The organism is Hyphomonas polymorpha PS728 (genome assembly GCF_000685315.1).
GTDB lineage: Bacteria > Pseudomonadota > Alphaproteobacteria > Caulobacterales > Hyphomonadaceae > Hyphomonas > Hyphomonas polymorpha.
This window is the reverse complement of record NZ_ARYM01000001.1, coordinates 242225-265302: the sequence shown is the minus strand read 5'-3', so window position 1 is coordinate 265302 and position 23078 is coordinate 242225. Positions and strand designations below refer to the sequence as shown.

20 protein-coding genes are annotated in these 23078 nt (G+C 62.4%); 10 read left to right on the top strand and 10 right to left on the bottom strand.

The genetic code is table 11. The features are described 5' to 3' along the window. Positions 1–9 precede the first annotated feature (9 nt). The 6 genes from HPO_RS19470 to HPO_RS01295 form a co-directional block, all read right to left on the bottom strand. Positions 10–1440 (bottom strand): class I SAM-dependent methyltransferase, encoded by a 1431-nt coding sequence (locus HPO_RS19470; protein WP_051612144.1) that lies wholly within the window; start codon positions 1438–1440, stop codon positions 10–12. Between the two features lie 96 nt (positions 1441–1536). After that, positions 1537–2931 carry a hypothetical protein gene (locus tag HPO_RS01315; RefSeq protein WP_035593482.1) on the bottom strand — a complete coding sequence of 465 codons (1395 nt, stop codon included), beginning with the start codon at positions 2929–2931 and terminating at the stop codon, positions 1537–1539. Positions 2932–3272: 341 nt separating this feature from the next. Next, positions 3273–3692 carry a hypothetical protein gene (locus tag HPO_RS01310; protein WP_035593480.1) on the bottom strand — a complete coding sequence of 140 codons (420 nt, stop codon included), beginning with the start codon at positions 3690–3692 and terminating at the stop codon, positions 3273–3275. Between the two features lie 32 nt (positions 3693–3724). Next, positions 3725–5902, bottom strand: coding sequence for a secretin N-terminal domain-containing protein (locus HPO_RS01305; protein WP_035593478.1), 2178 nt, complete (start codon positions 5900–5902; stop codon positions 3725–3727). Between the two features lie 72 nt (positions 5903–5974). Beyond that, on the bottom strand, positions 5975–6481 hold the full coding sequence (gene gspG, locus HPO_RS01300; RefSeq protein WP_035593476.1) for a type II secretion system major pseudopilin GspG: 507 nt from the start codon (positions 6479–6481) through the stop codon (positions 5975–5977). A 25-nt stretch (positions 6482–6506) separates the two neighbouring features. Then, complete coding sequence (locus HPO_RS01295; RefSeq protein ID WP_035593474.1) at positions 6507–7703, bottom strand: type II secretion system F family protein; 1197 nt, start codon at positions 7701–7703, stop codon at positions 6507–6509. A gap of 157 nt (positions 7704–7860) precedes the next feature. Here HPO_RS01295 and HPO_RS01290 point away from each other — a divergent pair, with 157 nt between their 5' ends. From HPO_RS01290 to HPO_RS01265, 6 genes are all read left to right on the top strand, one after another. Further along, positions 7861–9621, top strand: coding sequence for a GspE/PulE family protein (locus HPO_RS01290; protein ID WP_051612143.1), 1761 nt, complete (start codon positions 7861–7863; stop codon positions 9619–9621). Beyond that, entirely contained in the window at positions 9621–10643 is a 1023-nt protein-coding gene (locus tag HPO_RS01285; protein WP_035593473.1) for a type II secretion system protein GspK, read from the top strand. The genes HPO_RS01290 and HPO_RS01285 overlap by 1 nt, the downstream gene beginning before the upstream one ends. Further along, positions 10636–11655, top strand: a complete 1020-nt coding sequence (locus tag HPO_RS01280) for a hypothetical protein (RefSeq protein ID WP_035593471.1) — start codon at positions 10636–10638, stop codon at positions 11653–11655. The genes HPO_RS01285 and HPO_RS01280 overlap by 8 nt, the downstream gene beginning before the upstream one ends. Before the next feature lie 29 nt (positions 11656–11684). Next, entirely contained in the window at positions 11685–12260 is a 576-nt protein-coding gene (locus HPO_RS01275; RefSeq protein ID WP_035593469.1) for a hypothetical protein, read from the top strand. Between the two features lie 13 nt (positions 12261–12273). Further along, positions 12274–12726 carry a hypothetical protein gene (locus HPO_RS01270; RefSeq protein WP_157532589.1) on the top strand — a complete coding sequence of 151 codons (453 nt, stop codon included), beginning with the start codon at positions 12274–12276 and terminating at the stop codon, positions 12724–12726. 90 nt (positions 12727–12816) lie between these two features. Beyond that, positions 12817–13176, top strand: coding sequence for a pilus assembly FimT family protein (locus HPO_RS01265; RefSeq protein WP_035593464.1), 360 nt, complete (start codon positions 12817–12819; stop codon positions 13174–13176). 17 nt (positions 13177–13193) lie between these two features. Here HPO_RS01265 and rfbC read toward each other — a convergent pair whose 3' ends face one another. Continuing rightward, positions 13194–13751: a dTDP-4-dehydrorhamnose 3,5-epimerase gene (gene rfbC / locus HPO_RS01260; protein ID WP_051612142.1), complete on the bottom strand. Its 558-nt coding sequence runs from the start codon at positions 13749–13751 to the stop codon at positions 13194–13196. 164 nt (positions 13752–13915) lie between these two features. Here rfbC and ahcY point away from each other — a divergent pair, with 164 nt between their 5' ends. The 4 genes from ahcY (at position 13916) to HPO_RS01240 (ending at position 18524) form a co-directional block, all read left to right on the top strand. Next, entirely contained in the window at positions 13916–15325 is a 1410-nt protein-coding gene (ahcY, locus tag HPO_RS01255) for an adenosylhomocysteinase (RefSeq protein ID WP_035593462.1), read from the top strand. Positions 15326–15347: 22 nt separating this feature from the next. Continuing rightward, positions 15348–16205, top strand: coding sequence for a formyltetrahydrofolate deformylase (gene purU, locus HPO_RS01250; RefSeq protein WP_035593460.1), 858 nt, complete (start codon positions 15348–15350; stop codon positions 16203–16205). A gap of 26 nt (positions 16206–16231) precedes the next feature. After that, the gene (gene metK / locus HPO_RS01245; protein ID WP_035593454.1) at positions 16232–17413 is read left to right on the top strand and encodes a methionine adenosyltransferase; all 1182 of its coding nucleotides are present in this window, start codon (positions 16232–16234) and stop codon (positions 17411–17413) included. Positions 17414–17585: 172 nt separating this feature from the next. Continuing rightward, a complete protein-coding gene (locus HPO_RS01240; protein WP_241767846.1) occupies positions 17586–18524 on the top strand; it encodes a HEPN domain-containing protein in 939 nt (312 codons plus the stop codon). A gap of 253 nt (positions 18525–18777) precedes the next feature. Here the strand turns inward: HPO_RS01240 and HPO_RS01235 are convergent, their stop codons facing one another. From HPO_RS01235 to glmS, 3 genes are all read right to left on the bottom strand, one after another. Continuing rightward, the gene (locus HPO_RS01235) at positions 18778–19932 is read right to left on the bottom strand and encodes a DegT/DnrJ/EryC1/StrS family aminotransferase (protein ID WP_035593451.1); all 1155 of its coding nucleotides are present in this window, start codon (positions 19930–19932) and stop codon (positions 18778–18780) included. A gap of 96 nt (positions 19933–20028) precedes the next feature. Further along, the gene (locus HPO_RS01230; RefSeq protein WP_035593449.1) at positions 20029–20949 is read right to left on the bottom strand and encodes a hypothetical protein; all 921 of its coding nucleotides are present in this window, start codon (positions 20947–20949) and stop codon (positions 20029–20031) included. 36 nt (positions 20950–20985) lie between these two features. Then, a complete protein-coding gene (gene glmS, locus HPO_RS01225) occupies positions 20986–22812 on the bottom strand; it encodes a glutamine--fructose-6-phosphate transaminase (isomerizing) (protein WP_035593447.1) in 1827 nt (608 codons plus the stop codon). Between the last annotated feature and the right edge of the window lie 266 nt (positions 22813–23078).

Here is a 23078-nt window from a genome sequence, read left to right as displayed (position 1 = left end):
TCCCAAAATTCACGCTCTGAACACATAGCCCTTGGTATCGGTACTCCGACGGGCAACATGCCCTGTCAGGGCGCAAAGGTCATCGGCTGCCGGCAATGCGGTTTCATCCTTGGCGGCGATGATCCAGCGCGCAGCAGGATGATACCAGGGAATAGGTCTGCCCCTGAGTCCATGCAGCGCGAGGCGCGCGAGCATGTCTGCCTCTTCATACTCGACGCAGTCAGGGTAATACCAGCCATCAGCGGGTCGAGTGGGCGTTTGCGAGGGAATATAGGAAAACAGGAACAGACCCGACGGCTTTAGCGAAGCGGCGGCCCCCGACAGAAGCTTCTGGAGAAGATCGGGCCCGGTATGGGTGGCCACCGACTGCGCGATGATGAAATCGAACGGCCAGCCGAAACCGGAAAAATCAAAGTTCCCGTTCGTGGAAAAGGCAGGCTGCTTCAGCCGGATGGCGTCCAGCCCCAGCTCGCGCCGGATCGCTTCCTCAACGAGCCAGCCATTGGGATCGACCCCTGCATACCCGCCTTCCAGGAGGAAAGGGATGAGGAGCCGGCCGAGGCGCAGCGAGCCGCAGCCCACGTCCAGCACCTTGTCTTCTTCCCGCAGGCCCAGCCCATGTAGCAGGGCAAACTGTGTGGAACTCATGAAGTCGTAACGCCGGGGCGGGCCGACATAGGCCCGGTAATGGTCTGCGCCCGCCGGCAGGCCAAGCGCGTCCCCGGGGGGTAGGTCGCGCAGGCCGGGGCCAGCCTCAGCGGTCGTATGAAAGGTGAATTCAGCCATGTACTGTCCGCGAGGATGGCCGACATCGCCGAGCCTTCGGACAGTCACGGGCAGCCCTTCGGCCGCCCCCTGAAGGTCAGAAAACCTGTAATGATAGGGGTTTGCATCGAATGACGAGAGGATCCCGCCCCCCCGGTCGGTCACAGCGTCCAGCGGTGCGTCTTCGGCGGCCTCGAAGTAGGTGGCAAAGAGCCGTCCGCCCGCGCGCATCGTATCCGCAAGCCGGGCGAGGCAGAGCCGAACCTGGTTCCAGGGCACATGAGTGAACACCGACTGGGCAATCGCCATGTCAAACTGCGTCGCAAGGGATGAACAGTCAAACCGCCCGTCGGCAACCAGCCGTTCGCGCGGCAGCTTCGGTCCGAGGCCTGCAGGGACGAGTTCGCGTTCATAACCCGCCTCGAGCAGCGCGGCATGGACATCGATCCCCGCATAGCGGCCAGCCTCGAGATAGCGGACGAAATGCACTCCTCCGCGGAGGCTGCCGCAGCCGACATCGAGGAAGTGATGCTCCGGCAAGAGGCCCATCCGCCGGCAGAAATCGAGCTGCCAGGCGCCCATCTCCTCCCAGAGGCCGCCGATCACGCCCCGGTGGTCCCCTTCGCTGATCCTGCGCCCGATCTCCTCAGGTTCCTTATAGATGTTGACTGTCATAATGCGCGCTACCTCAACTGTCCCCGGTTTCATCCTGCCAAAAAAGAAGGGGGGCTATAAGCCCCCCTTCCCCTAGTTCCCAACAGTTAGGAGCTGTTAGTTCAGGTCTTGGTCGATCGTGCCGCCGATGACCTGCTGAACGTTGCCATTGCGAACAACGAACTGGCGGCCAGTGAGGTCAAAAGGTTCCGCTTCGACGGTGAATTCGACATCACCGCGACCGAAGTTGCCAAGGAGCGTCTCGAGTTGAGCAGAGTTCACGACGAGTTCGCCGTTTGCATCGATTGAAGGCGCCACTTGGACAACACCAGGGTTGGTGTAACCAGCCTCAGAGGTGTTCTTCGCTTCCACGAACACCGCCCCGGCGTCCGTGCCAACGAGGTTACCGATGCGGAACACGCTAGAGGTGCCAGAAGCAGCTCCCTGAGTAGCCGACTGCGTCCACGGGAACGTGATCTGGGTCCCGTTGCGCGTGATCGACTGAAGGGCGCCAGAGAACGACGCACCAGCGGTCAGGGGGCTCGCTGCAGCCACAGCAACGTTCACGCTGGCAACGTAGGTCGAACGCTCGATTGCCGTGTCGCCGTCCTCCGAAACCGTAACGGCCTGAACCGATCCGAGTGCGCCACCAGGGAGCTCGATGGTCGCTACGCGGCCAGCCACATCCACATCATCCGCCGACGCACCGCCGATCAGGAAGTCACCCGCAGGGGTAGCCGCAGGATCAAACGCCGCCATGGAACCAGCAACGGAGATGGTGATCGAGTCAACGTCAGCTGCCACCACGTTCGTGTTTGCCAGGTCTTTCTTGACCGTCCGGGCACCAGCACCGTAGTTGACGGTGTTGGCGCGCACGAGGACGTCACCGAGATCGTCGTTGCTAGCACCTGTGAACGCAGTGAACGGCCCGTTAGCTGCAGAAAGATCGGCCGTCGTGGCTACAGCGTCAGGGGTGAACACGGCAGCAAATGCGGGCACCACGTCAACAACGTCCAGAGAGACGCGGCTGGTGCGGTTCGTGTTATCAACATCTGCACCAGCATCAGTTTCAAAACCGATGGACACCGAAACATCGGACCCGGTCAGCACTACCGGCAACGACATCGAACAGATGGTCGGAGTACCCGCGTCACAAAGGTCGGCCCCGGAGATGAGATAGGTGACGGTCGTGCCACCATTCAAACCACCATTCGAAATGACAGAAGTGGTCGTGCCGACGACTTCGCTCCCGTCGAGCGCACCATCAAAAGTTGCGCCTGTGACGGTAACGAAAGCCAACACGTTCCCTGTCGGGAACAAGCCGGCAGACGGACCAAACCTGACAACCAGGTTACCGTCGACAGCGTCCCCGGCATAATCAAGCGCAGACGCAAGCGGCACGGGCTCACCCGCAGCGGCTGCGCCAGAGGTTGCATTTCCCAGGACCACGGCGTGAGCCGCTCCGGCCATAAGCCCAGCAACCGAAACGGTCGCAAGAAACTTTTTAAGCATTACATAGCTCCTAAGTTGAGGTTCGGGGAACTACACCCCCCGCGTCGGGCTGAGCCGATGTCATAACCTAACCCCAGCCGCTGCCCGATCTAGCCAAGCACCTAGAGAAGTGTCAACGCTCAAGTCGGCTGCTTTCGAGGGAATTTTCTCCACCGTTACATTAAATCGACATGCGCGCCGGAAAATCAGCATATTCAGCCTCCTTTTCCGGCAAGCGCGACATTTTTACGACGATATCAGCCAGGACCATTGCAGGCGGGAGGCTGACAAGGGGTCATGTTGGCAGAGATCAGCAGGATTTCGAGGAATTTCCGCGAATCATCCGTAGGCGATTGTATTTTTTAGAAACCGCCTTCATCCAGGAATGGTCTGGTCACCTGCCAGACAGGGCGTTCGAGCCGACCCACAGCAATCGTCCGGGCTCCATCACGAACTTCGTAAGCCAGAACGCTTACAAGAAGGTCGAACCGCCCCGCTGCCCCTTCTTCGGAAAGCGCTGGCCGGACAGGGGCAGACGCCTCTTCCTGCCAGACGAGTTGGTAGGTGCCGATCGCCCCTTCCCCGGCCGCCAGGGCGGCGGGCGGCAGCGCTCTCAGGTAGGCTTCAGCGCGCATTTCTGCCTCTAGCGCCGTATTGCGGGACGCAAGGCGCACTGCACCCTCGGAAATTGTCATCTGGAAATCCATGAGCGGCAGGATACAAAGTCCGAGAATGCCGATCGCGACGACGGCCTCCAGGGTCGAGAAGCCCGCGCTCCCCACTGGGACCTCCCCTCCTGTCTCTTCCTGGTGTGTCATTGCCTGAGATCGGTCCCGAGATAAGTGTCCATATTGCCCGGGTTAGACGTCGTCAGGTTGAAGCGCCCGACCAATTCATCCGTAAACGCCCTTTTCTCATTCCCGTCGCGCACGACATAAGCGGTGATCAGGACGATCAGCTCGGTGCGGTTCTTCGACAAGGTTGTGTTGCGGAAGAGGTTTCCGACCCACGGGATGTCTTTCAGGATCGGCGCGCCGGTCTCATCGCGTGTCGTCGTCTCCTGAATCAGGCCGCCAAGGATCGCAGTGGCGCCGTCCTCGAGCGAGAGTTGCGTCGTCACCGACCGGTTGGAGATTGTCGGGCTTGCGATCTGGGAGGTCGTTGTCTGCACGGCCGTGGAAACTTCCTGGGTGATGGCCAGGTCCACCCGGTTGTTGCCGAAGACGATAGGCTCAATAGAGAGCAGAATGCCGGTCGAGCGGTAATCTACCGACTGGAGGATATCGGTGCCGTTATTGGTGCTCTGCGTATCGGTCGCACGCTGGGAAGTGATGATCGGGACGTCTTGGCCGACCTGGATCTGGGCCGTACCACCCGAACGGGCCGTCAGCCGCGGCGTCGAAAGGACATTGACGAGATTGTTCTTGGCAAAGAAATTGAGTGCCGCTTCCACATTGCCGGTGACCACACCGATAGAGGTGCCCACACTGCCAAGGCCTAGGCCTTCGTTGCCGATGACCGCCTGAAGGTCATTGCCCCCAAGATTGTTGATGAAGAACTCAACACCGAACTGGGTGTCATCCGTCAGGGTAATCTCGGCGATAGTGACCTCGATCATGACCTCGGCCGGCGGACGGTCCATGCGCCGCAGGAGGGGCTGGATCGCCTCATACTGCGTCGGCGTGCCGGTGAAGACGATCTGATTGGAAAGCCTGTTGACCACGATCGATCCGTTGGCAGAACTTATGCCGGTCGGCTGGGACAGCGTCGCACGGGAAATATCTGCGCCGGGCGACGGAGTTTCTGGCATCTGGGCCTGAGACGCAGGCACCTGCCCGGTCATCACCCTGGCGACGACCTGGGAGAGGAGTTCGGCATCGACATTCTCCACGTCATACACATAGACTTGAGGTTCGTTGCCCCGGCGGGTCGGCCGGTCGAGTTCGCTCAGCCAGAAGCGCGCCCGGGCAAGGCCGGCAGGTGACCGCGAGAAGACGAAGAGGTCGTTGGAATACTCAACCGGCATGATCAGGATCGGCTTCTGCTGCGCCTTGTTGGTACTCGCCTGCCAGCCCTCCGCTTCCAGCAGCGAGGTCACCTCTTGGGCAAGCTGGGTCGCCGACCAGAAAACAGGGGAAAAGCGCTCGGCCGTGCTGCCTGCGTAGGCAAGCTCGTCCAGCTGGTCAATGATAGCGATCGCCGCATCAAGGTCCTTGGGAAGGCCTGTCAAGGTCAGGACATTGAGCCGGGAATTGGTCTCGATCTTGAGCGCCTGCTTGTCAGGGAAGGCCTGGCGCAGGATCGATTCCATCTCGTTCGCCGCCACAGCGTCAAGCTCGACGAACTGGACGACGGGACGAAGTTCCTCCGGGATATCGGCGCGGGAACGGGACTTGATGAAACGCGGCATCTTCGCCGCAAGGCTTTCATCAGTAACAATCTGGTAGACCCCGTCCTCAGCAAAGACCCTTAGCCCGTAGCTTTCAAGGGAGAGGCTCACAAGTTCGACGAAATCATCCGAATTCATCCGGCCTGAGGAACGCAGCTGGACGAGTTCGGTGCGGGCGGCGACGCCCGGGCCAGTCACATAGGGAACACCCAGCATGTTGCCGAAGACCACGTCGATAAACTGCGGGATAGCAAGGGCGGGCACGACTGCATCGACTGTCTGGGATTCCGGGACCGGGCGGTCTTCCGGGCCGCCCAGGACCTCCCCGCCCCCTTCTCCGGTGCGGGCTACGCTCGGCACCGTGATCTCATTCGAGCGGTCCTGCGTTGCGGTCGGCTGCTGAGAAGGGGCGAGGGAAGCGTCCGAGCTCCCGGTGGAACGCTCGGACCGGCTGACGGCGTCTCCGATTCGGGTCCCAGTCAGCAGGCTGCCGCTTTCCCGGGGCCCGTCACTGCCCGTGGCGCAGCCCGTTACGCTCAGGGCTCCGATGGCCCAGAAGGCCCATGCTGGCATACGGCGAAAATCATTCTGATTGTTGGTCATGCTCTACTTCCCGCAGTCAGGCGCGCAGCGCCCGAAATAAACACCTGTACGGCCCGCCAGCAGGCCCGGCTCCTAGTTGCCGGCCCGGTCGCCGAGGTCTTCCACGCGCCCGATGTCCGCATCAAGGCCTGCCCCGCCCGGACTGTTGTCCTGCCCGTAGCTGTAAATAACTGGCTTGACCGAATAGCCATCAAAGCGCGCCTCAGGGAGCGAGTACCGATAGGCATTGCCCCAGGGATCAACCGGCAGGCTCCCGTCCAGGTATGGGCCGCGCCAGCTGCTCCGGGTCTGCTCGTCCTGGGGTGGTTCCACGAGAAGGCGTAACCCTTCTTCCTCGGTCGGGAAACGGCCGATCTCAAGACGCATTGTGGCAACCGCCGCTTCCAGCGTCCGAATCTGGGTCTGGGCGGTAGTGACCTTGGACTTGTCGAGCTGGTTGAAGAGCGCCGGGCCGACGAGGGTGGCGATGACCGCCATGATCGCAAGGACGATCAGGATCTCGATCATCGAATAGCCGGCCTCGTCCCTCCTGGCGCGCTTGCGGCAGCCGCGCGGCCTGACCCCTGACACAGAGCTCATCTGCCCTTACTCCACTCCCGGTTAATCATATGTCGAAGTCGTACAGGCTGGTCATGGCAAGCACAATAGACACTACCAGTGTGCCGACGATCAGGGAAACAACGAGAATCGCCACCGGTTCGGCAATGCTGGTAAGGCGCTTGGTCATGGCGGTGATTTCCTCACGGTAGGAATCGGCCGCCAGTACGAGCATCCGGTCCAGCGTTCCGGACTTGCGCCCGGTTGCCATGAGGTCGAGCAGCATGGCGTCGGCGCCCAGCACGTTTGTCTCGAAGGCCTCGTCAAGATGGGCCCCACCCCGCACGTCCCGCCGCACCCCCTCGAGTTGCGCAGCAAACTCCCGCGATTTCACCGTTCGCGCGGCCAGGTCGAGCGCCGGCATCAACTGGGCCCCGTTGGCAAGGGCCACCCCGAGGGTGCGCGACCAGTTCTCGAGATCAACCCGGCGCATGACGGCGCCAAACCCCGGCAGGCGCGCGGCGGCGGCGCGCACCCGCTCGGTATTACCGGCAAGCACCCTCCGTAGGAGGAAGAACAGCCCGCCCGCGCAGACCAGGAAAACAAGCCAGTTGGAACTCAGCCACACCCCGCTGTCGATTACCCAGCGCGACATCGCCGGAATGTCGGCGCCCGAGCGTTCCACGAGGCTGCCAAAGCGCGGGATGACGAAGATGAACATGCCGAGGATGATAAAGGCGCCCACCGAGGCAAGTACGACCGGATAGGAAAGCGCCGAACGCAGCTCGGAGGCGAGCGCGGCATCGGCATCCATCCTGTCTGCTGCGTCAGAGAGCGTCCGGGGCAGCTGGCCCGTCGCCTCCCCGAGCGCTGTCAGGCTGATCACATAATCGGGGAGTTCGGCGAAGTGTTCCCGCAGGCCAGCGGAGAGGCGCTCGCCCTGGCGCAGGTGCTGGGAAAGGCGGGCAAAGCGGCTGCCGACCTCCCCTTCCGCATCGCTGCGGCGAAGGTTGTCGACCGCTTCAAGGAGGGGCACGCCGGCGCTCAGCAGGGTGGCCAGCTGGCGGACTGTGCGCAGCAGCAGCTTGCGGTCCAGGCGGCTGCTGGAGCGCCGGCGGCGCCGGCCGCGGACTTCGGAAAGGTCCACAGGATGAAGGCCCCGTGCGCGGATACGCTCATAAGCCTCATCGCGGGTCGCCCCGGCTTGGCGCCCGTCAACTGCCTTTCCCTGAGGATTGAGTGCCCTGAACCTGTAAACCGGCATTGCGTCCCTGATGGCCCCTCCACTTGGGGTTTTTTGAAGCCGCTTACCCGGTTACGTCAATCCGGCCTGTTGCACCAGCAACTTGCCGCAGCAGCCGGCTCTGGCTATTAAGGGCAGTCAGGGGCTGATTGCGCGCCTTACGGCAGGAAGACCATGCATGACCTCATCCAGTCTCGCCACCGCACTGACCAGCCAAGGGCTGGTGGCTGATGCCGATATAAAGGCAGCCCGGCGGCTACAGGCTGAGACCGGCGGGCAATTCCTCGATTGTCTCGTTCGCATCGGCGCGGTGGATGAGGACGCGCTGATGGCCTGCGCCGCAGCCGCTTGGGGCATTTCCCTGCTCGATGAAGCCGACGTTCCCCGCCATCCCGGCGCCCTGAGCGAAGCGCCCGCAGAGCTGGCGCTCTCCCAGGCATGGCTTGCGTCGAGGCAATGCTTTGCCTGGTGGGACGGCCCACCCGAAGCAGGCCGGCTGGTCGTGGCAGCCTGCAATCCCATAGACCCTCCGCTTAACGAGCAGGTCGAAAGGGCTTCGGAAACCGGCGAGCGGCCGGTCACCGTCACCTGGCGGCTGATGTCGCGGGCCCAGTTCGACATGCTCGCAAGCCTGCTGGGTGAGACGGGCGGCGAGCGCAGCGATCACGAGACCGACGGGGACCTTTCCCGGCTGCGGGAACTGGCCGAAGAAGCCCCGATCATCGACCTAGTCAACCAAGTCTTTGCGGCCGCCATCAAGCACAGGGCGAGCGACATCCATATTGAGCCGCATGAAAAGTATTTCGAAATCCGGCTGCGCATCGACGGAGTAGTTCAGTCCTGGCAGCGCCAGCCTGCCAGCCGGTTTGATGCCGTCAGTACGCGTATCAAGCTTATTTCCGCCATGGACATAGCCGAGCGTCGCCTGCCCCAGGACGGGCGCCAGTCGATACGAATTTCGGGCCAGGCCTTCGACCTGCGCGTATCCTCGCTTCCCGGCGCTTGGGGGGAAAGCCTCGTCCTGCGCCTGCTGCCAAAAAACAAGACCCTGCCAAGCCTTGACCAGCTCGGCCTGTCGGGCCTTGCCCGCAGTCAGTTCTCCACCGTCCTAAACCAGCCCAACGGCATCGTCCTCGTCACCGGTCCGACCGGGTCGGGCAAGTCGACCACCCTCTATACCGGCCTGCAATCCATCAATGACGGCCAGAAGAAGATCATTACCATCGAGGACCCGATCGAATTCAACATGGAGCGGGTGACGCAGGTCCAGGTCAAACCCGATATCGGCCTGACGTTTGCCGCTGGGCTCCGGTCGATCCTCCGCCAGGACCCGGACGTCATCATGATCGGGGAGATCCGTGATCCGGAAACCGCCCGAATTGCCATCCAGGCCTCGCTGACCGGCCATCTCGTTCTCTCGACCCTGCACACGAACTCCTCGCTCCTGGCGATCCCGCGCCTGCTCGATCTCGGGCTTGAGCCTTTCCAGATCGGAGCGGCCGTAAGGGCACTCGCAGCGCAGCGGCTCGTCCGGAAGGTCTGCCCGCACTGCGCCCGCCCGTCAGAGATGCCTGATCAACTCGACCTCCTGCTGCGTTCCTGTGACCGGCAAGAGGCCGAGAAGATCGCCGCCCGCACCGGGCCGGCGACCTGGCAGGCTGGGGAAGGCTGCCCGCGCTGTGCCGGGACGGGCTATGCAGGGCGGATTGCCCTTTTCGAACTCGTGCGCATTGACGCCGAGGTCAAGAGCGCCCTCCTACGCGGCGCCGGCGTTCCGGAACTGGAGAAAGCCGCGCGCCTGCAGGGCTACCGCCGACTTGCCGAGGATGGGCTTGAAAAGGCAAGGCTGGGCATGACGACCGTGGCTGAAGTGCTCAGAGTATCGTCCGAAGACACTGTCCTGGCGCTCGAACCGGACCTGACGGGGAGTGGTCACTGATGCCGGTTGATTCCGAAAAGGGCTTCATCCTTCCAGGCGTCCTTGCCTTCATTGCCGCGACCATGTCGATCATCCTGATCGGAGCGGCCGCCCTCGACCAGGCCCGGGACGTGTCGGTCGCCCTGCAGTCCGACCGCAAGCTCCTGCGCGCGCTCGACAACATGGAAGCCCGGGCGACCTATCTCTTCCTGACCAGCCCGCCGGTCCGCTACGGAGTTTCGCTCTCAGGCGGCGCGCGTGACGCGACCGAGGTGATCCTCGGTACGCCGGCGCCCTCCCGCGTAGAGGTAGAAGCCGCGGCGGCCGAAGACCTCTGGCGGGCCGATGGCGGGAGAATCGCCCTCTTGAGCCCGGGCGTACGGGGCACTGCTGAATATCACGACTTGGCGGGCCTCGTTTCCCTCAACTCGTCCGATCCCGCCCTGATTGCGGCGCTGCTGGAGCGTTTCGGTATCAGCACGGAAGACGCCCTGACCATGACCGCCCGCCTGCGCGACTTCACTGATGAGGACAATATCCGAAGGACCCGCGGCGCTGAGCGCCAGGAGTACCGGCTGCGCGGCCTGCCGCCGCCGCCAAACTCGCCCCTGCGCCGGGTTGCCGAAGCGTCGGGCATCTATGGCTGGGAAGGGTTTGCTCCCCTCGGGTCTGCTGATTTCCTCTCCCTTGTCACCGCCGCCAGCACGGTGCAGGACCCGGTGTGGTCCTTCAGCCCACCGGCTGTACTCGAACTGCGCGCGGCCCTGCCGGTCGTGGCGCGCCGGAACGAAGATGTCCTGGCAACCGTGTCGAGCACCTCCCTCGTTCCGGGCGCGCACGGCCGTCTGACCCTCAGGGCCTATGACGAGGAGACCGGGCGTTCCCGCCTGCGCATCGTGGAGATCAGCCGCACCGTCGGCGCGGCAGCGGCGCCGTGGAGCCGGAGCCTCGTGCTCGACCGGCCCGAACCAGCCGGCACGCCGCCGCCGGAGACCTCCGGCCTTCCCAGCCCCGCTGTTTTCCGCAGGAGCGCTGATGAATAAGATCGCCAGCCTGCACCAAGCCCCACCGAAGATCCGCTTTGCCGGGAAGGTGACTGTGGTTCCCAGGGCAAGCTGCCGCCTCGAGCGGGTCTGGATGCCGGCGCGCACCCAGGAAGGGCTCGATGCGGCCCGCCTGGCTCTTGCCCGCAACAACCTGCGCGCCGGGGAGGCGGTATTCCTGGAGCCCCCGCCTGGCCCTGGGGCAGGGTATGTCAATGCCTGGATCTGTGCGCCCGGCGCGGTATCGGCCCATTCAGTCTGGGTGCCCGAAGGCTTCCTGAGGCTGCCGGGCACGACCGGTACGCGGCTTGTCCAGTGCTCGGAGGGCTATGAAGGGCAGGTTTGGGAGGGCGGCGTCCTGCTGGCTACCCGCTGGTGGGTCCTGCCACCTTCAGCCGGTGACTGGCGCCAGTTCGTCGACGGCGCCGATGCCGCCTATGGCCTGCCTGAAATTGACGCCGACTGGCGCCAGGTGCCAGATGTGGAGATGGTCCCCTGGCGGTCGGACCTCTCCCTTATGAGCCTTGGCAGGGACTCCATCTCGCGGGTCTTCACGCCTGTGAAGCTTGCGGTCTCCGCGCTCCTTATCCTCGCCCTGCCTTTTGGGTATTATCTTGGCAGCCATGTGCGCCTGTCACTTTTCATGTCGGAGGCAAAGGCCCAGATCGCGCTGCTTGATGAGCGCAACCAGTCAATATCCGCTGCCCAGAAGGAGGCCCAATCGGTAACTGCATTTGCAACGGCGATGGCCGCAGCCGGAGACCCTATGATGCTCGCCGATGCGCTAAGTGACCTCAGGCAGGCGCTGGGTGAGAAACCGGCAACGATCACCTTCATGGATATCTCCGGCAGCGCGGCCGAGGTCCGGGTCCGTGATTATCCGGACAATGACATTCCGGACCTGGTTGCCAGGCTCGACGGGACTGACCGCTGGTCGGGAAGCTCGGCCTCGGTCAACCGGGCGGGAGAGCTCGTGATCCGGGGCACGCTGAACCCGGCACGCAAGGATTGAGGCCAGGGATTAAGGCAAGGATCAAACTCATGAGCGACACCTCCTCCCCCGCCACGACCCTGCGGGCACGCATCGAAACCCAGATGACCCCGGCGGCCCGCTACGGGGTGGTCGTCCTGGCACTGCTGCTCTGCATCTTCGGTCTGCGCACCCTGATCGGCTCGGTCGAGGCACTGAGGGTCGAGGCCCGCCGCACGGCCGGGGACCTAGCGCTCCTGTCGGACAGTTCAGCCGAGGAGACTTGGGCCAAGCGGCTTGAGCAAGCCCGTAGCGCCCAGGCCACCTGGGAAGGGCACATATGGACGGCGGTATCGGAAGGCGTGGGCGCCGCGCAGCTTGAGGTCACCCTGCGCGGCCTCTGTAACGAGGCTGGGGTCGCAAAACTTCAGATGACTGTCAGCCCGGAACCGCTCCGGCGCGGCGAGCTGACATTCCTGCGTTTCAGTGTCTCCGGCGAGATGCCGCCGGGAAGCTTCCACACGCTCGCCGCCGGCCTCGGAACCGCGCGGCCCGACCTGCTCGTGACAGACGTGCAGCTTGCCGCCCAGAGATCGGGCGGCGTGACCATCAAGATTGAAGGGCTAGCACCCTTCCGGGCGGGCTGAGATGGGAGCGCGGATGCAGACCCTCCTTCCGGCCATGGCGATCGCCGCAGCAGCTGGCCTCTCGGGCCTCGCCGGCTTCCTCGATCCGCGAGTCGACCTGATGCCGGAGGCTGACAGCCTGCTCGCCTCCTGGTCTTCCCCGCCTGTGCCGGCAGACTATTCAGGCTCCCGGGATCGGATCGTCTTTGACCTTGCCGGCCTGTCCCTGTTCGGCAAGGCGCCTGAACAGGCGCGCCCTGCCGGTGCAGAGGCCACTGCCGAACCACCCCTCAAGCTTATCGCGATCGCGCGGCTCAACGGCAAGGCGATAGCCATGATCGATGAAGGCAAACCCCTTCCGGTGCGCCTCTCTGCCGGCCAGACAACCTCGACTGAATGGCGTGTCGCCACGATCACCGACAATGAAGTCACGCTGGAACGCGGGGGGCAGGCCCGGACCCTTACGCTCTTTCCAGCCGCGAACTGATAAATGGACGGCAAGCTGCCCCATATGCCTCCGCTGGCCGCCTCCGGTAACGGGGTTTGCCATCAACCCGAGAGGGAAACCGGTTACAGTTTGATCGAAATCGTCGTGAGCCTCTCTATCCTTGCCCTCGCTGGCACCATCATCGTGCCAGGTGCCGTAGAGATGGTGGAACGGTTCGATAGCCAGGCGAAGTTCCGGATGTTGGTCGACGAGATCGAAGGCTCGCGGGAGCGCGCGGTCACCCTCGGGCAGCTGGTCGTCCTGGCCGATGGCACCGCCGCTGGCGGCCTGCGGAGACTGCCTGAGGGCTGGCAGGTCAACTTCCCCACCCCGCTGATCTTTTCACCCGCCGCGGTCTGTACCGGCCAGGGCGCGGTGATCGTCAGCCCGTCCGGCCAGCGCCAGTACTACGCCCTTGATACCGCGACCTGCCGCCTTGTCCGCAGCTAGGCAGGCCGGGCAAACGTTCAGAAGGGAGAAGAGAAGCTGCCGAACGCCGGCGCGCTCGCGTCCTTCTCCGACAGGATCGCCGACGCCGCATCGATGCCCCAGTCGATCGCCAGGGCCGAATCATTCCAGAGGACTGCTCCGTCAGCCTCCCTCGAGTAGGGATTATCGACCTTGTAGGCGATCTCGGTGTCCGGCTGGAGCGTTGCGAAGCCATGCAGGAATCCCCGGGGCACGAAGATCTGCACGCCGTTCTCCGCCGAGAGCTCCGCTTTCACCCATTTGCCATAGGTTGGCGAAGTCTTGCGAATGTCGACGGCCACATCGACAATGGCGCCGCGCAAAACCCGCACCAGCTTGGCCTGGGCATAGGGCGGCGCCTGGAAATGCAGACCGCGCACTGTGCCAGCCTGACGCGACAAGGAATGATTGTCCTGGACGAAATCAGCATCAATCCCCGCGGCCTTGAACTGCGCGGCACTATAGGTCTGGCTGAAGAAGCCGCGATCATCCCTGAAGCGCTGGGGCGTCACCAGCAAGACATCTGCAATCTTCAGCGGTTCGACTTTAATCGACATGGGCTTCCTTCCTGGCTCATCCCCGGCCGGGTGCCTTTTGTCACAGCTTGCTGCCGCCTTCCAGCCAACAAACTGAAGCCCGCCAGCCTGCAGCCCCCTGCCCCGCAGTTGCACCCGCGAGGCACACGTGATACCGGCTGAAAAAGATATAAAGGATCGTTGATATGACCGCCAAAGCCCTCCCGAAGGACTATTTCGTCAAGGACATCTCCCTGGCCGAGTTCGGCAACAAGGAGATCGCGATCGCCGAGACGGAAATGCCGGGTCTCATGGCAGCGCGCGAAGAGTTCGGCCCCAGCCAGCCGCTGAAGGGTGCGCGCATTGCCGGCTCCCTGCACATGACGATCCAGACTGCCGTGCTGATCCAGACGCTCGAAGCGCTCGGCGCCGACGTCCAATGGGTCTCCTGCAACATCTACTCGACGCAGGACCACGCCGCCGCCGCCATCGCCGCGGGCGGCACCCCTGTCTGGGCCTACAAGGGCGAAACACTCGAAGAATACTGGGACTATACCGACCGCCTTTTCCACTGGCATGACGGCGGCGCCCCCAACCTCATCCTCGATGATGGCGGCGACGCAACGCTCTACCTTGTCCTCGGCGAAAAGGCCGAAGCCGACCCGTCGGTCCTGAAAAATCCGCAATCGGAAGAAGAGAAAATCCTTTTCGCCCAGATCAGGAAGCGGATTGCCGCCAGCCCTGGCTGGTTCGCCAGGACCAAAGCCGGCATTCAGGGCGTTTCGGAAGAAACCACCACGGGCGTCAACCGCCTCTACCAGATGGAAAAGCGGGGCGAACTGCCCTTCCCGGCCATCAACGTCAACGACTCGGTCACCAAGTCGAAATTCGACAACAAATATGGCTGCAAGGAATCCCTCGTTGACGCCATCCGCCGCGGCACCGATGTGATGATGGCCGGCAAGCGCGCCTTCGTCGCCGGTTATGGGGACGTCGGCAAAGGCTCGGCTGCCTCCCTCTCGGGCTCGGGCGCACGTGTCGCCGTCTCTGAAGTCGACCCGATCTGCGCCCTGCAGGCCGCAATGGATGGCTATGAAGTCACCACGATGGAGGAAGCCGCCCCGCTGTTTGACATCTTCGTCACCGCCACCGGCAACAAGGACATCATCAAGGTCGATCACATGCGCGCCATGAAAGACATGGCGATCGTCTGCAATATCGGCCACTTCGACAATGAAATTCAGGTCGATGGCCTGAAGAATTTTAAGTGGACCAACATCAAGCCGCAGGTCGACATGATCACCTTCCCGGACGGGAAGCGCATCATCCTTCTTTCCGAAGGCCGCCTCGTGAACCTTGGCAACGCCACCGGCCACCCGTCTTTCGTGATGTCGGCCTCCTTCACCAACCAGACGCTGGCCCAGATCGAACTCTGGACCCGCGGCAGCGCGTACGCCAACAAGGTCTACACCCTCCCCAAGCATCTGGACGAGAAAGTGGCCCGTCTGCATCTTGGGAAACTGGGCGTGAAACTAACCGAACTGTCGGGCGAGCAAGCCTCCTATATCGGCGTTGAAACCAGCGGCCCCTTCAAACCAGACCATTATCGCTATTGATCTGGCGGCGGGAGAGCAGCCCTTGTCTCAAACCTTTATCCTCACCCTGAACTGCCCGGACCGGGTTGGCCTGGTGGCCAGCCTTGCCCGGCTGATGGAAGAGCATGGCTGTTTCATCATTACCTCACGCACTTTCGGAGATCCGCAGACGAACCGCTTCTTTGCCCGGCTGGTGTTCAGCCCGCCGGGCAATGGCGGATCCCTGGACGCAGTCAAAGGGGCCATGGCGCCCCTTGCGGCCGAGATTGAAGCCGACTGGCTGATCCGGCCATCGGATGAAAAACTCCCTACCCTGCTGATGGTGTCAAAGTCGGACCATTGCGCCAACACACTGCTCTACGCTGCCCGCCGGGGCGAACTGCCTATCGAGATCACAGGGATCGTGTCCAATCACGACTCCCTGAAATCCACCTTTGCCCATTGGGGCCTGCCCTGGTTTCATGTGCCCGTCACGACGGCCAGCAAGGCACAAGCTGAAACCCGCCTTTATGAAATCATCCAGGAGACGCGCTCGGAACTGGTCGTCCTGGCCCGGTACATGCAGGTGCTCAGCGAGGAGGCCTGCCGCCGCCTGGAAGGCCGCGTCATCAACATCCACCATTCCTTCCTGCCGGGCTTCAAGGGCGCCCAGCCCTATCACCAGGCCCATGCGCGCGGCGTGAAGGTCATTGGCGCAACCGCCCATTATGTCACCGCAGACCTGGATGAAGGCCCGATCATCACCCAGGCCACTGAAACCATCGACCACACCTTCACGCCGGAAGACATGATCGAAACCGGCCGCCACATTGAAGGGATCGCGCTCCTGCGGGCCGTCAAGGCCCATGCAGAGCATCGCATATTCCTCAATTCCGGACGCACCGTCGTCTTCGCCCGATAACGCCCGTTCCCATTAGGAGCCCCAGAATGCCCCTGAAGTCCCATGAGTTCACCAGCGAGAGCGTTGCCGAAGGCCACCCCGACAAGGTCGCCGACCAGATATCGGACGCTATCGTCGACCTGTTCCTGACGAAGGATCCGTCGTCGAAAGTAGCTGTCGAAACCCTCTGCACCACCAACCGCGTGGTTTTGGCCGGGGAAGTGCGCACCAATAATGGCGCCGTGGTCACGCCCGAAGAAATGAATGCAGCCGCCCGCGCTGTCGTGAGGAAGATCGGCTACGAGCAGGAAGGTTTCCATTGGCAGAACATGACCGTGGACAATTACGTTCACGGACAGTCTGCGGAGATCGCCCAGGGTGTCGAAGAAGGCCAGGGCCTCTTCAAGGAAGAAGGCGCCGGCGACCAGGGCATCATGTTTGGCTATGCCACCGACGAGACGCCGGAGCTGATGCCCGCCACTCTCGTCTATTCCCACCAGATCCTGCAGAAGCTCGCCGGGCTGCGCCATTCGGGCCAGAACCCGCAGCTGGAGCCGGATGCAAAGAGCCAGGTCACGCTGCAGTATGAAGGCTCGCGCCCGGTTGGCGTCAATGCCGTCGTTGTCTCCCACCAGCACAAGGCCGGTGTCAGCCAGGACGAGCTGCGCGAGATCATCCGGCCGGTCGTCAAGGAAGTCCTCCCGGAGGGCTGGTTCCCCCCGGAAGACAAGTTCTACATCAACCCGACCGGCAGCTTTGTCATCGGCGGCCCGGATGGGGATACCGGCCTTACCGGCCGCAAGATCATTGTCGACACCTATGGCGGCGCAGCCCCCCATGGCGGCGGCGCGTTTTCGGGCAAGGATCCTTCCAAGGTCGATCGTTCGGCGGCCTACGCAACACGCTACCTGGCCAAGAACATAGTGGCCGCCGGCCTCGCCAGCCGTTGCACCATCCAGGTCTCCTACGCGATCGGTGTTGCTCAGCCCCTGTCGATCTATGTCGACACCCATGGCACAGGCCAGGCCGACGAAGCCCGTATCGCCAAAGCCGTTCGCGAACTCTTTGACCTCTCGCCCAAGGGCATCCGGACGCATCTGAAGCTTGCTAATGCGATCTACGGGCCGACCGCCGCCTACGGCCATTTCGGCCGCACTCCGGGCACGGATGGCACCTTCACCTGGGAAAAAACCGACCTCGCCAGCGAGCTGAAGCGCCTGGTAAACTGATTATCTTTTCCAATGAAGCAGGCCGCTTCCCTCCGGGGGAGCGGCCATTTTCTTTTGGGCTCACACACCTCGCCAGAGCCATTAAAGTACCCTGCTGACGCAAGCTGGCCCCATCCGAGTCACCGAAACTTTCAACCGGGCAAGGAATTGACGCTTTGCACAAAGTGCAGCCATGCCTAATATGCAAGCGATGCGAACCGACCTCGACCATCTCCCTCATGGCAAGCAGCGCGAACTCGCCCGCGTAACTGAAATCCTGTTCGAGGAGTTCGCCGACGCCACGGCGGGCGCTTCTTCGCCGAAGAAGAAGCAAGGCCGCATCCTCAAGGTCATCCTGTTCGGGTCCTATGCGCGCGGGAGCTGGGTGGACGAGCCCCATACCGCCAAAGGCTACCTCAGCGATTATGACCTGCTGATCGTCGTCAACCAGCAGAGCGTCGTGGACTTCGCCACCTACTGGTACCGCGCCGAAGACCGGATCATGCGGGAGACAGGGATCAGGACACCGGTCAATTTCATTGTCCACACGTTGGAGGAGGTGAACAACGCGCTGCGCGAAGGCCAGTACTTCTTCACCGACATTATCAAAGAAGGCATTGCGCTCTACGATCTCAAGGGCAGCATACCCTTCGTGACGCCTCAGCCGCAGACGGCGGAGGAGGCGCTGGCGACGGCTGAGAAGCATTTTGAGCAGCGTATGGAGGGCGTTCGAAGCGCCTTCGAATTCTTCGAATTTGGCCTCAAAGCTAAGCGCTACAATGATGCTGCGTTCATGCTCCATCAGGCAGTGGAGCGTCTCTACACCTGCCTCCTCCTTGTAGAGACGAACTACTCACCATCGACGCACAGCATCAAATTCCTGCGCTCCCTCGCAGAGCAGATCGCCCCGGATCTGATCGCTGTTTGGCCGCGTGAGACAAAGCACGAGCGGCGGCTGTTTGAACTGCTCAAGCGCGGATATATCGATGCACGGTATTCGGAGCATTATATCATAACGGAAGAAGAGCTGGCCTGGCTGGGCAGTCGTGCGGCAACACTTCAGGAGTTGGTAGAAGCCCTTGCCCGAAATAAAATCAGTAGGCTGAAAGCTGACACTGCACGCGAGACGTGACGCCGCCCCGTAACTGATGAGCCCAGATGGCCGACGCGGGCGCCCTATGCAGCAGAGACGGTGAACTTAGCATGCACTGACAACGAGTCTTTACCAAAAAAGAGCATCCCTGCTCTGCCAGTCAATGTCTCCAAACAGCTGCCGTTGCGTCGGCTCACCTCATTATTCGCGTCCTTCAGGAACCAAGACACAGATCCTGTTGAAAGCGGCCCTTTTGGTTCGGGTTTTAAGGTTCGATCCTCTGACGGTCTGGTCACCCGTTAAAGCCAAGCACCGCCTCGATCACCCGGTCTTGATCCTCAGCCCCCAGATAAGGATGCATCGGCAGGGCCAGCACATGCCGGCTCGCCGTTTCAGTGACCGGCAGAGTTCCCTCCGCCGGCGCAAAACGCCCGGCAAAATCCTGCTGGTGGATCGGCACGGGATAATAAACCATGCTCGGAATGCCCTGCGCCGTCAGATGCGCCTGCAGGCCGTCGCGGCTTTCATGCTCGATCACATACTGCGCCCAGACTGACTGGCCGCCCTCGATCACATGTGGTACACGGCGTATCTTGCCTTCCAGGGCCTGCGTATAGCGCCCGGCAACTGCCTCGCGCTTCTCGATCTCATCGGCGAATATCTTGAGCTTCTCCAGCAGGATCGCCGCCTGGATCGTGTCCAGACGCGAGTTCATCCCCACCCGGAGCGACAGGTATTTCGGGTCATGATGGAAGTTGCGCTGCGCGGCGTCTGTCGGGGTCACCTTGCCGTAAACCCGCAGCGACTCGATCAGCTCGGCCAGCGCGCTGTCATTGGTCACTATCGCCCCGCCATCCCCGTAACAGCCAAGCGGCTTGGCCGGGAAAAAGCTTGTCGTGGCAATGTCGGCCCAATCGGAGGGATGCCGCCCATTCAGCGTGCAGCCATACCCCTGCGCGGTATCCGAAATCAGTTTCAGCCCTTCGCGGTCACAAATCGCCTTGATGGCCGGATAGTCCGCTGGCTGACCAAACAGGTCGACCGCAATCACCACCTTCGGCGTCAGCTTGCCTTCCGCCTTCACCCGCGCAATCTGCGCTTCCAGGCTCGCCGGGTCCATATTGTAGGTGTCGGCGTGGATATCCACGAACACCGGCGTCGCCCCGAGCCAGGGAACCACCTGCGCGGTCGCCACAAAGGTAAAGCTCGGGCAGAATACCGCGTCACCCGGCTTCAGCGCCCAGGTCATCAGCGCCAGCGCCAGCGCGTCCGTGCCATTGGCGCAGGAGACCGCATGCTTCGCCCCGCACCAGGCGGCCAGCTGTTTCTCCAGCTCTCCCACTTCCGGGCCAAGAACATACCGCCCGCTCTCGATGACACGCTGCACAGCCGTATTGATCTGGCTTTCGATGCGGCGGCGCTGGGCCTGAAGGTCGATGAATTGCATGGGTCCGGTATCCTGATCTTGAGCCGGCAAGGGCTTGCCGGCGCTGTTTGGCGCGCCTTGCGCGCGCTTTCCAGTCACACTTGGTTTCAGCCTGTGTCAGGAAAACTCTACGCGTTCCTGAGAGAAATAGAACAGCGAGCGGGTCTCATCATCGATCGTGGTGGCGTCGACATGCAGCAGCTTGCGCATGGCGTTCTTCCGGTCCTTGAGCGCATGATCGAAATCCGCCTCAATCAGCTTATCGACCCCAAGGCGCGACATTGCCTCGCGAACCTCCATGTAAAGCGTCAGCGATCCCCCGAGAAACATCGATTCATAGGCAATCTTGCTGGCAATCTTGTCGTGGATATCCCCATAGCCAAACTGGCGTTCCATGACCGACTGGCGCTTGGTAATGAAGTCGATCTCCTGGCGATAATCCGGGTGGCGCAGGTAGATCGATTTGAGGCGTACCATTTCTCCGTCAATGGTCTCCTTCACGTCTTCGGGCAGCGCGTCGGAGAGGATAATGACGATATCAACATCTGATCCCTTTACCATCTCGCCGGAAGCGGCATGCTCGCGTGGCTCGTTATGGGCAAGGAAATAGGCAAGGTCGCCGGCGATGAAGGCGCAAAGCTGGCTGCGGGTTTCGCGGGTAAGCTTCAGGAACACCGCTTTCATGGCCGACTGGGCCAGCGCAATCTTCTCGCGGCTGATCTCGCGGTGCATGTTGGAGAGTGATCCCTGCCGCTCGATCATCTGCTCGCGCTGCCCCGGCAGGCCGAAGAGGGTAAAGGACAGGAAGTCCCGCAGGATCGAGGGGCTGAGCCGCACCTGGTCCTCGCGGGTGATATCATAGCGCAGATAGTAGCTCGCAAAGTGTGAGATCAGGAAAGACTGGCTCCGGAAGCAGGCCTGCCACAACGCCAGCACCGGAATATCCGACATGGCAAAGGCCAGCTCCTTGCCAAGCTGCGGCCCCTTCTCCGAGAGCGTCTGGAGAATGCGCTCTTCTATTTCGCTGATCGATACCACTGCCCTGCTCTTGCGCCTGATTCCGGAAGTCGCAGGTTATTCCACCGTCACCGATTTGGCGAGGTTGCGCGGCTGGTCGACATCGGTGCCGCGTGTCAGCGCCACATAGTAGGCCAGAAGCTGCAGCGGAATGGCCGAAAGGATGGGCAGCGAGATCTCGTCGCCGTCGGGCAGCTCGATCACGTGATCGGCCCGCTTGCCGGCTGCCTTGATGCCAGCGGCATCGGAGATCAGGATCACCTCGGCGCCGCGGGCGCGCACTTCCTCGACATTCGAGATTGTCTTCTCGAAAAGCTCGTCCTTAGGCGCCACGACGATCACCGGCAGGCCCTTCTCGATCAGCGCAATCGGCCCGTGCTTCAGTTCACCTGCGGCATAGCCTTCCGCGTGAATGTAAGACACTTCCTTGAGCTTCAGCGCGCCTTCGAGTGCCAGCGGATAGTACCGGCCCCGCCCCAGGAAAAGGATGTCGCGCTTGCCGGAAATATGCTTGGCGATTTCCTTGATATGCGCAGCTGATTCCAGCGCCTGCGTCACCTTGCGCGGCAAGGCCAGCAGACTACGGACGAATTTCACCTCATCGCCCGGCAGCAGATGTCCGCGTGCCTTGGCGGCAGATAGCGCCAGAATGGCGAGTACGGACAATTGCGCGGTGAATGCCTTGGTCGAGGCAACGCCGATCTCCGGCCCGGCATGGGTCGGCACGATCGAGGCGGCTTCGCGGGCAATCGAGCTTTCCGGCACGTTCACCACGGCAATCGCCGGCGTGCGGTTTTCGCGGCAATAGCGCAGCGCGGCGAGCGTATCGGCCGTCTCACCAGACTGGCTGACGAAGATCGACAGGCCCTTGACCGGCAGCACCGGGCGTCGATAGCGGAACTCCGAGGCGATGTCCGGCTCAAAGGCGAGGCGGGCAAGCTGCTCGAACCAGTATTTCGCAGTGAAAGCAGAATAATAGGCCGTCCCGCAGGCGATCGCAACTGCGCGGTCGGCCTCGGCAAACAGGGAGCGCGCCGCTTCCGGTATGCTGATCGTCTGATCGGCCTGGTTGATATAGGGCATGATCGACCGGGCGAGCGATTCAGACTGCTCGTGGATTTCCTTGAGCATGAAGTGATCATACTCGCCGCGTTCGATCAGCGCGTCATTGACCGCAGAGGTGACGCGCGGACGGTTCACCCGCTCACCGCGCACATTGCGGATGTCGAAGGCGCTGCGGCGCATCACCACCCAGTCGCCCTCTTCCAGATAGGTGACCTCGCGCGTCAGCGGCGCGAGCGCAATGGCATCTGAGCCGAGATACATCTCGTCCTCGCCATAGCCGAGCACCAGCGGCGAGCCTTTCCGGGCGCCGATCACGAGTTCCGGATCATTGGCGAAGATGGCGGCGATGGCAAACGCGCCCTCGAAATGCTTCAGCGCTGCTTCAAAGGCGGCCACCGGGTCGTGGCCCTCGGCCATGTAGGCGTCGATCAGCTGAGCGATGACTTCGCTGTCGGTTTCCGATTCAAACTTGCGGCCGCGCGCCTCAAGATCTTCGCGCAGCTCGCGATAGTTCTCGATGATGCCGTTGTGGACGATGGCAACTGAGCCGGACTGGTGGGGGTGGGCGTTGGTCTCATTTGGCGCGCCGTGGGTGGCCCAGCGCGTATGGGCGATGCCGGTGAAGCCCTTGAGCGGGCTTTCGTTCAGGCGCTCCTGGAGGTTAACGATCTTGCCCTTGGCGCGGCGGCGCTCGACCCCGCCGGCGGCGGCCACGGCGATGCCGGCGCTGTCATAGCCGCGGTATTCCAACCGCTTCAGACCATCGACCAGCCGGCCTGCTACTTCATCCTTGCCTGCAATCGCGACGATACCACACATGATCGGTGCTCCGGTTCTCTGGTCCAGCCCAGCAAATGCTCTGCCATGGGTTTGACCGTTTCCATAAACCCCGGGAGTCGGGCTGCACAATGACGATTTATGTGCATTTGTGACACCGATTGCGGCAGATTCCGGTCTGGCGCCGCGCCTGCTTTCGTTTAGCTTTACTGAAGGGTCAATGCGGAGCGGTCACAGAGCCTTCCTTCTCTCCACAAGGCCCGCTACGGAACGCGCAGAGTGCCAGAACAGGACCAGTAGCCTTGCCC

What these genes read in the sequence shown, in the direction of transcription:
- HPO_RS19470 (WP_051612144.1), bottom strand. Translation starts at nt 1,440, where the DNA reads ATGACAGTCAACATCTATAAGGAACCTGAGGAGATCGGGCGCAGGATC.
- HPO_RS01315 (WP_035593482.1), bottom strand. Translation starts at nt 2,931, where the DNA reads ATGCTTAAAAAGTTTCTTGCGACCGTTTCGGTTGCTGGGCTTATGGCC.
- HPO_RS01305 (WP_035593478.1), bottom strand. Translation starts at nt 5,902, where the DNA reads ATGACCAACAATCAGAATGATTTTCGCCGTATGCCAGCATGGGCCTTC.
- gspG (WP_035593476.1), bottom strand. Translation starts at nt 6,481, where the DNA reads ATGAGCTCTGTGTCAGGGGTCAGGCCGCGCGGCTGCCGCAAGCGCGCC.
- HPO_RS01295 (WP_035593474.1), bottom strand. Translation starts at nt 7,703, where the DNA reads ATGCCGGTTTACAGGTTCAGGGCACTCAATCCTCAGGGAAAGGCAGTT.
- HPO_RS01290 (WP_051612143.1), top strand. Translation starts at nt 7,861, where the DNA reads ATGACCTCATCCAGTCTCGCCACCGCACTGACCAGCCAAGGGCTGGTG.
- HPO_RS01285 (WP_035593473.1), top strand. Translation starts at nt 9,621, where the DNA reads ATGCCGGTTGATTCCGAAAAGGGCTTCATCCTTCCAGGCGTCCTTGCC.
- HPO_RS01280 (WP_035593471.1), top strand. Translation starts at nt 10,636, where the DNA reads ATGAATAAGATCGCCAGCCTGCACCAAGCCCCACCGAAGATCCGCTTT.
- HPO_RS01275 (WP_035593469.1), top strand. Translation starts at nt 11,685, where the DNA reads ATGAGCGACACCTCCTCCCCCGCCACGACCCTGCGGGCACGCATCGAA.
- HPO_RS01270 (WP_157532589.1), top strand. Translation starts at nt 12,274, where the DNA reads ATGCAGACCCTCCTTCCGGCCATGGCGATCGCCGCAGCAGCTGGCCTC.
- rfbC (WP_051612142.1), bottom strand. Translation starts at nt 13,751, where the DNA reads ATGTCGATTAAAGTCGAACCGCTGAAGATTGCAGATGTCTTGCTGGTG.
- ahcY (WP_035593462.1), top strand. Translation starts at nt 13,916, where the DNA reads ATGACCGCCAAAGCCCTCCCGAAGGACTATTTCGTCAAGGACATCTCC.
- metK (WP_035593454.1), top strand. Translation starts at nt 16,232, where the DNA reads ATGCCCCTGAAGTCCCATGAGTTCACCAGCGAGAGCGTTGCCGAAGGC.
- HPO_RS01240 (WP_241767846.1), top strand. Translation starts at nt 17,586, where the DNA reads ATGCCTAATATGCAAGCGATGCGAACCGACCTCGACCATCTCCCTCAT.
- HPO_RS01235 (WP_035593451.1), bottom strand. Translation starts at nt 19,932, where the DNA reads ATGCAATTCATCGACCTTCAGGCCCAGCGCCGCCGCATCGAAAGCCAG.
- glmS (WP_035593447.1), bottom strand. Translation starts at nt 22,812, where the DNA reads ATGTGTGGTATCGTCGCGATTGCAGGCAAGGATGAAGTAGCAGGCCGG.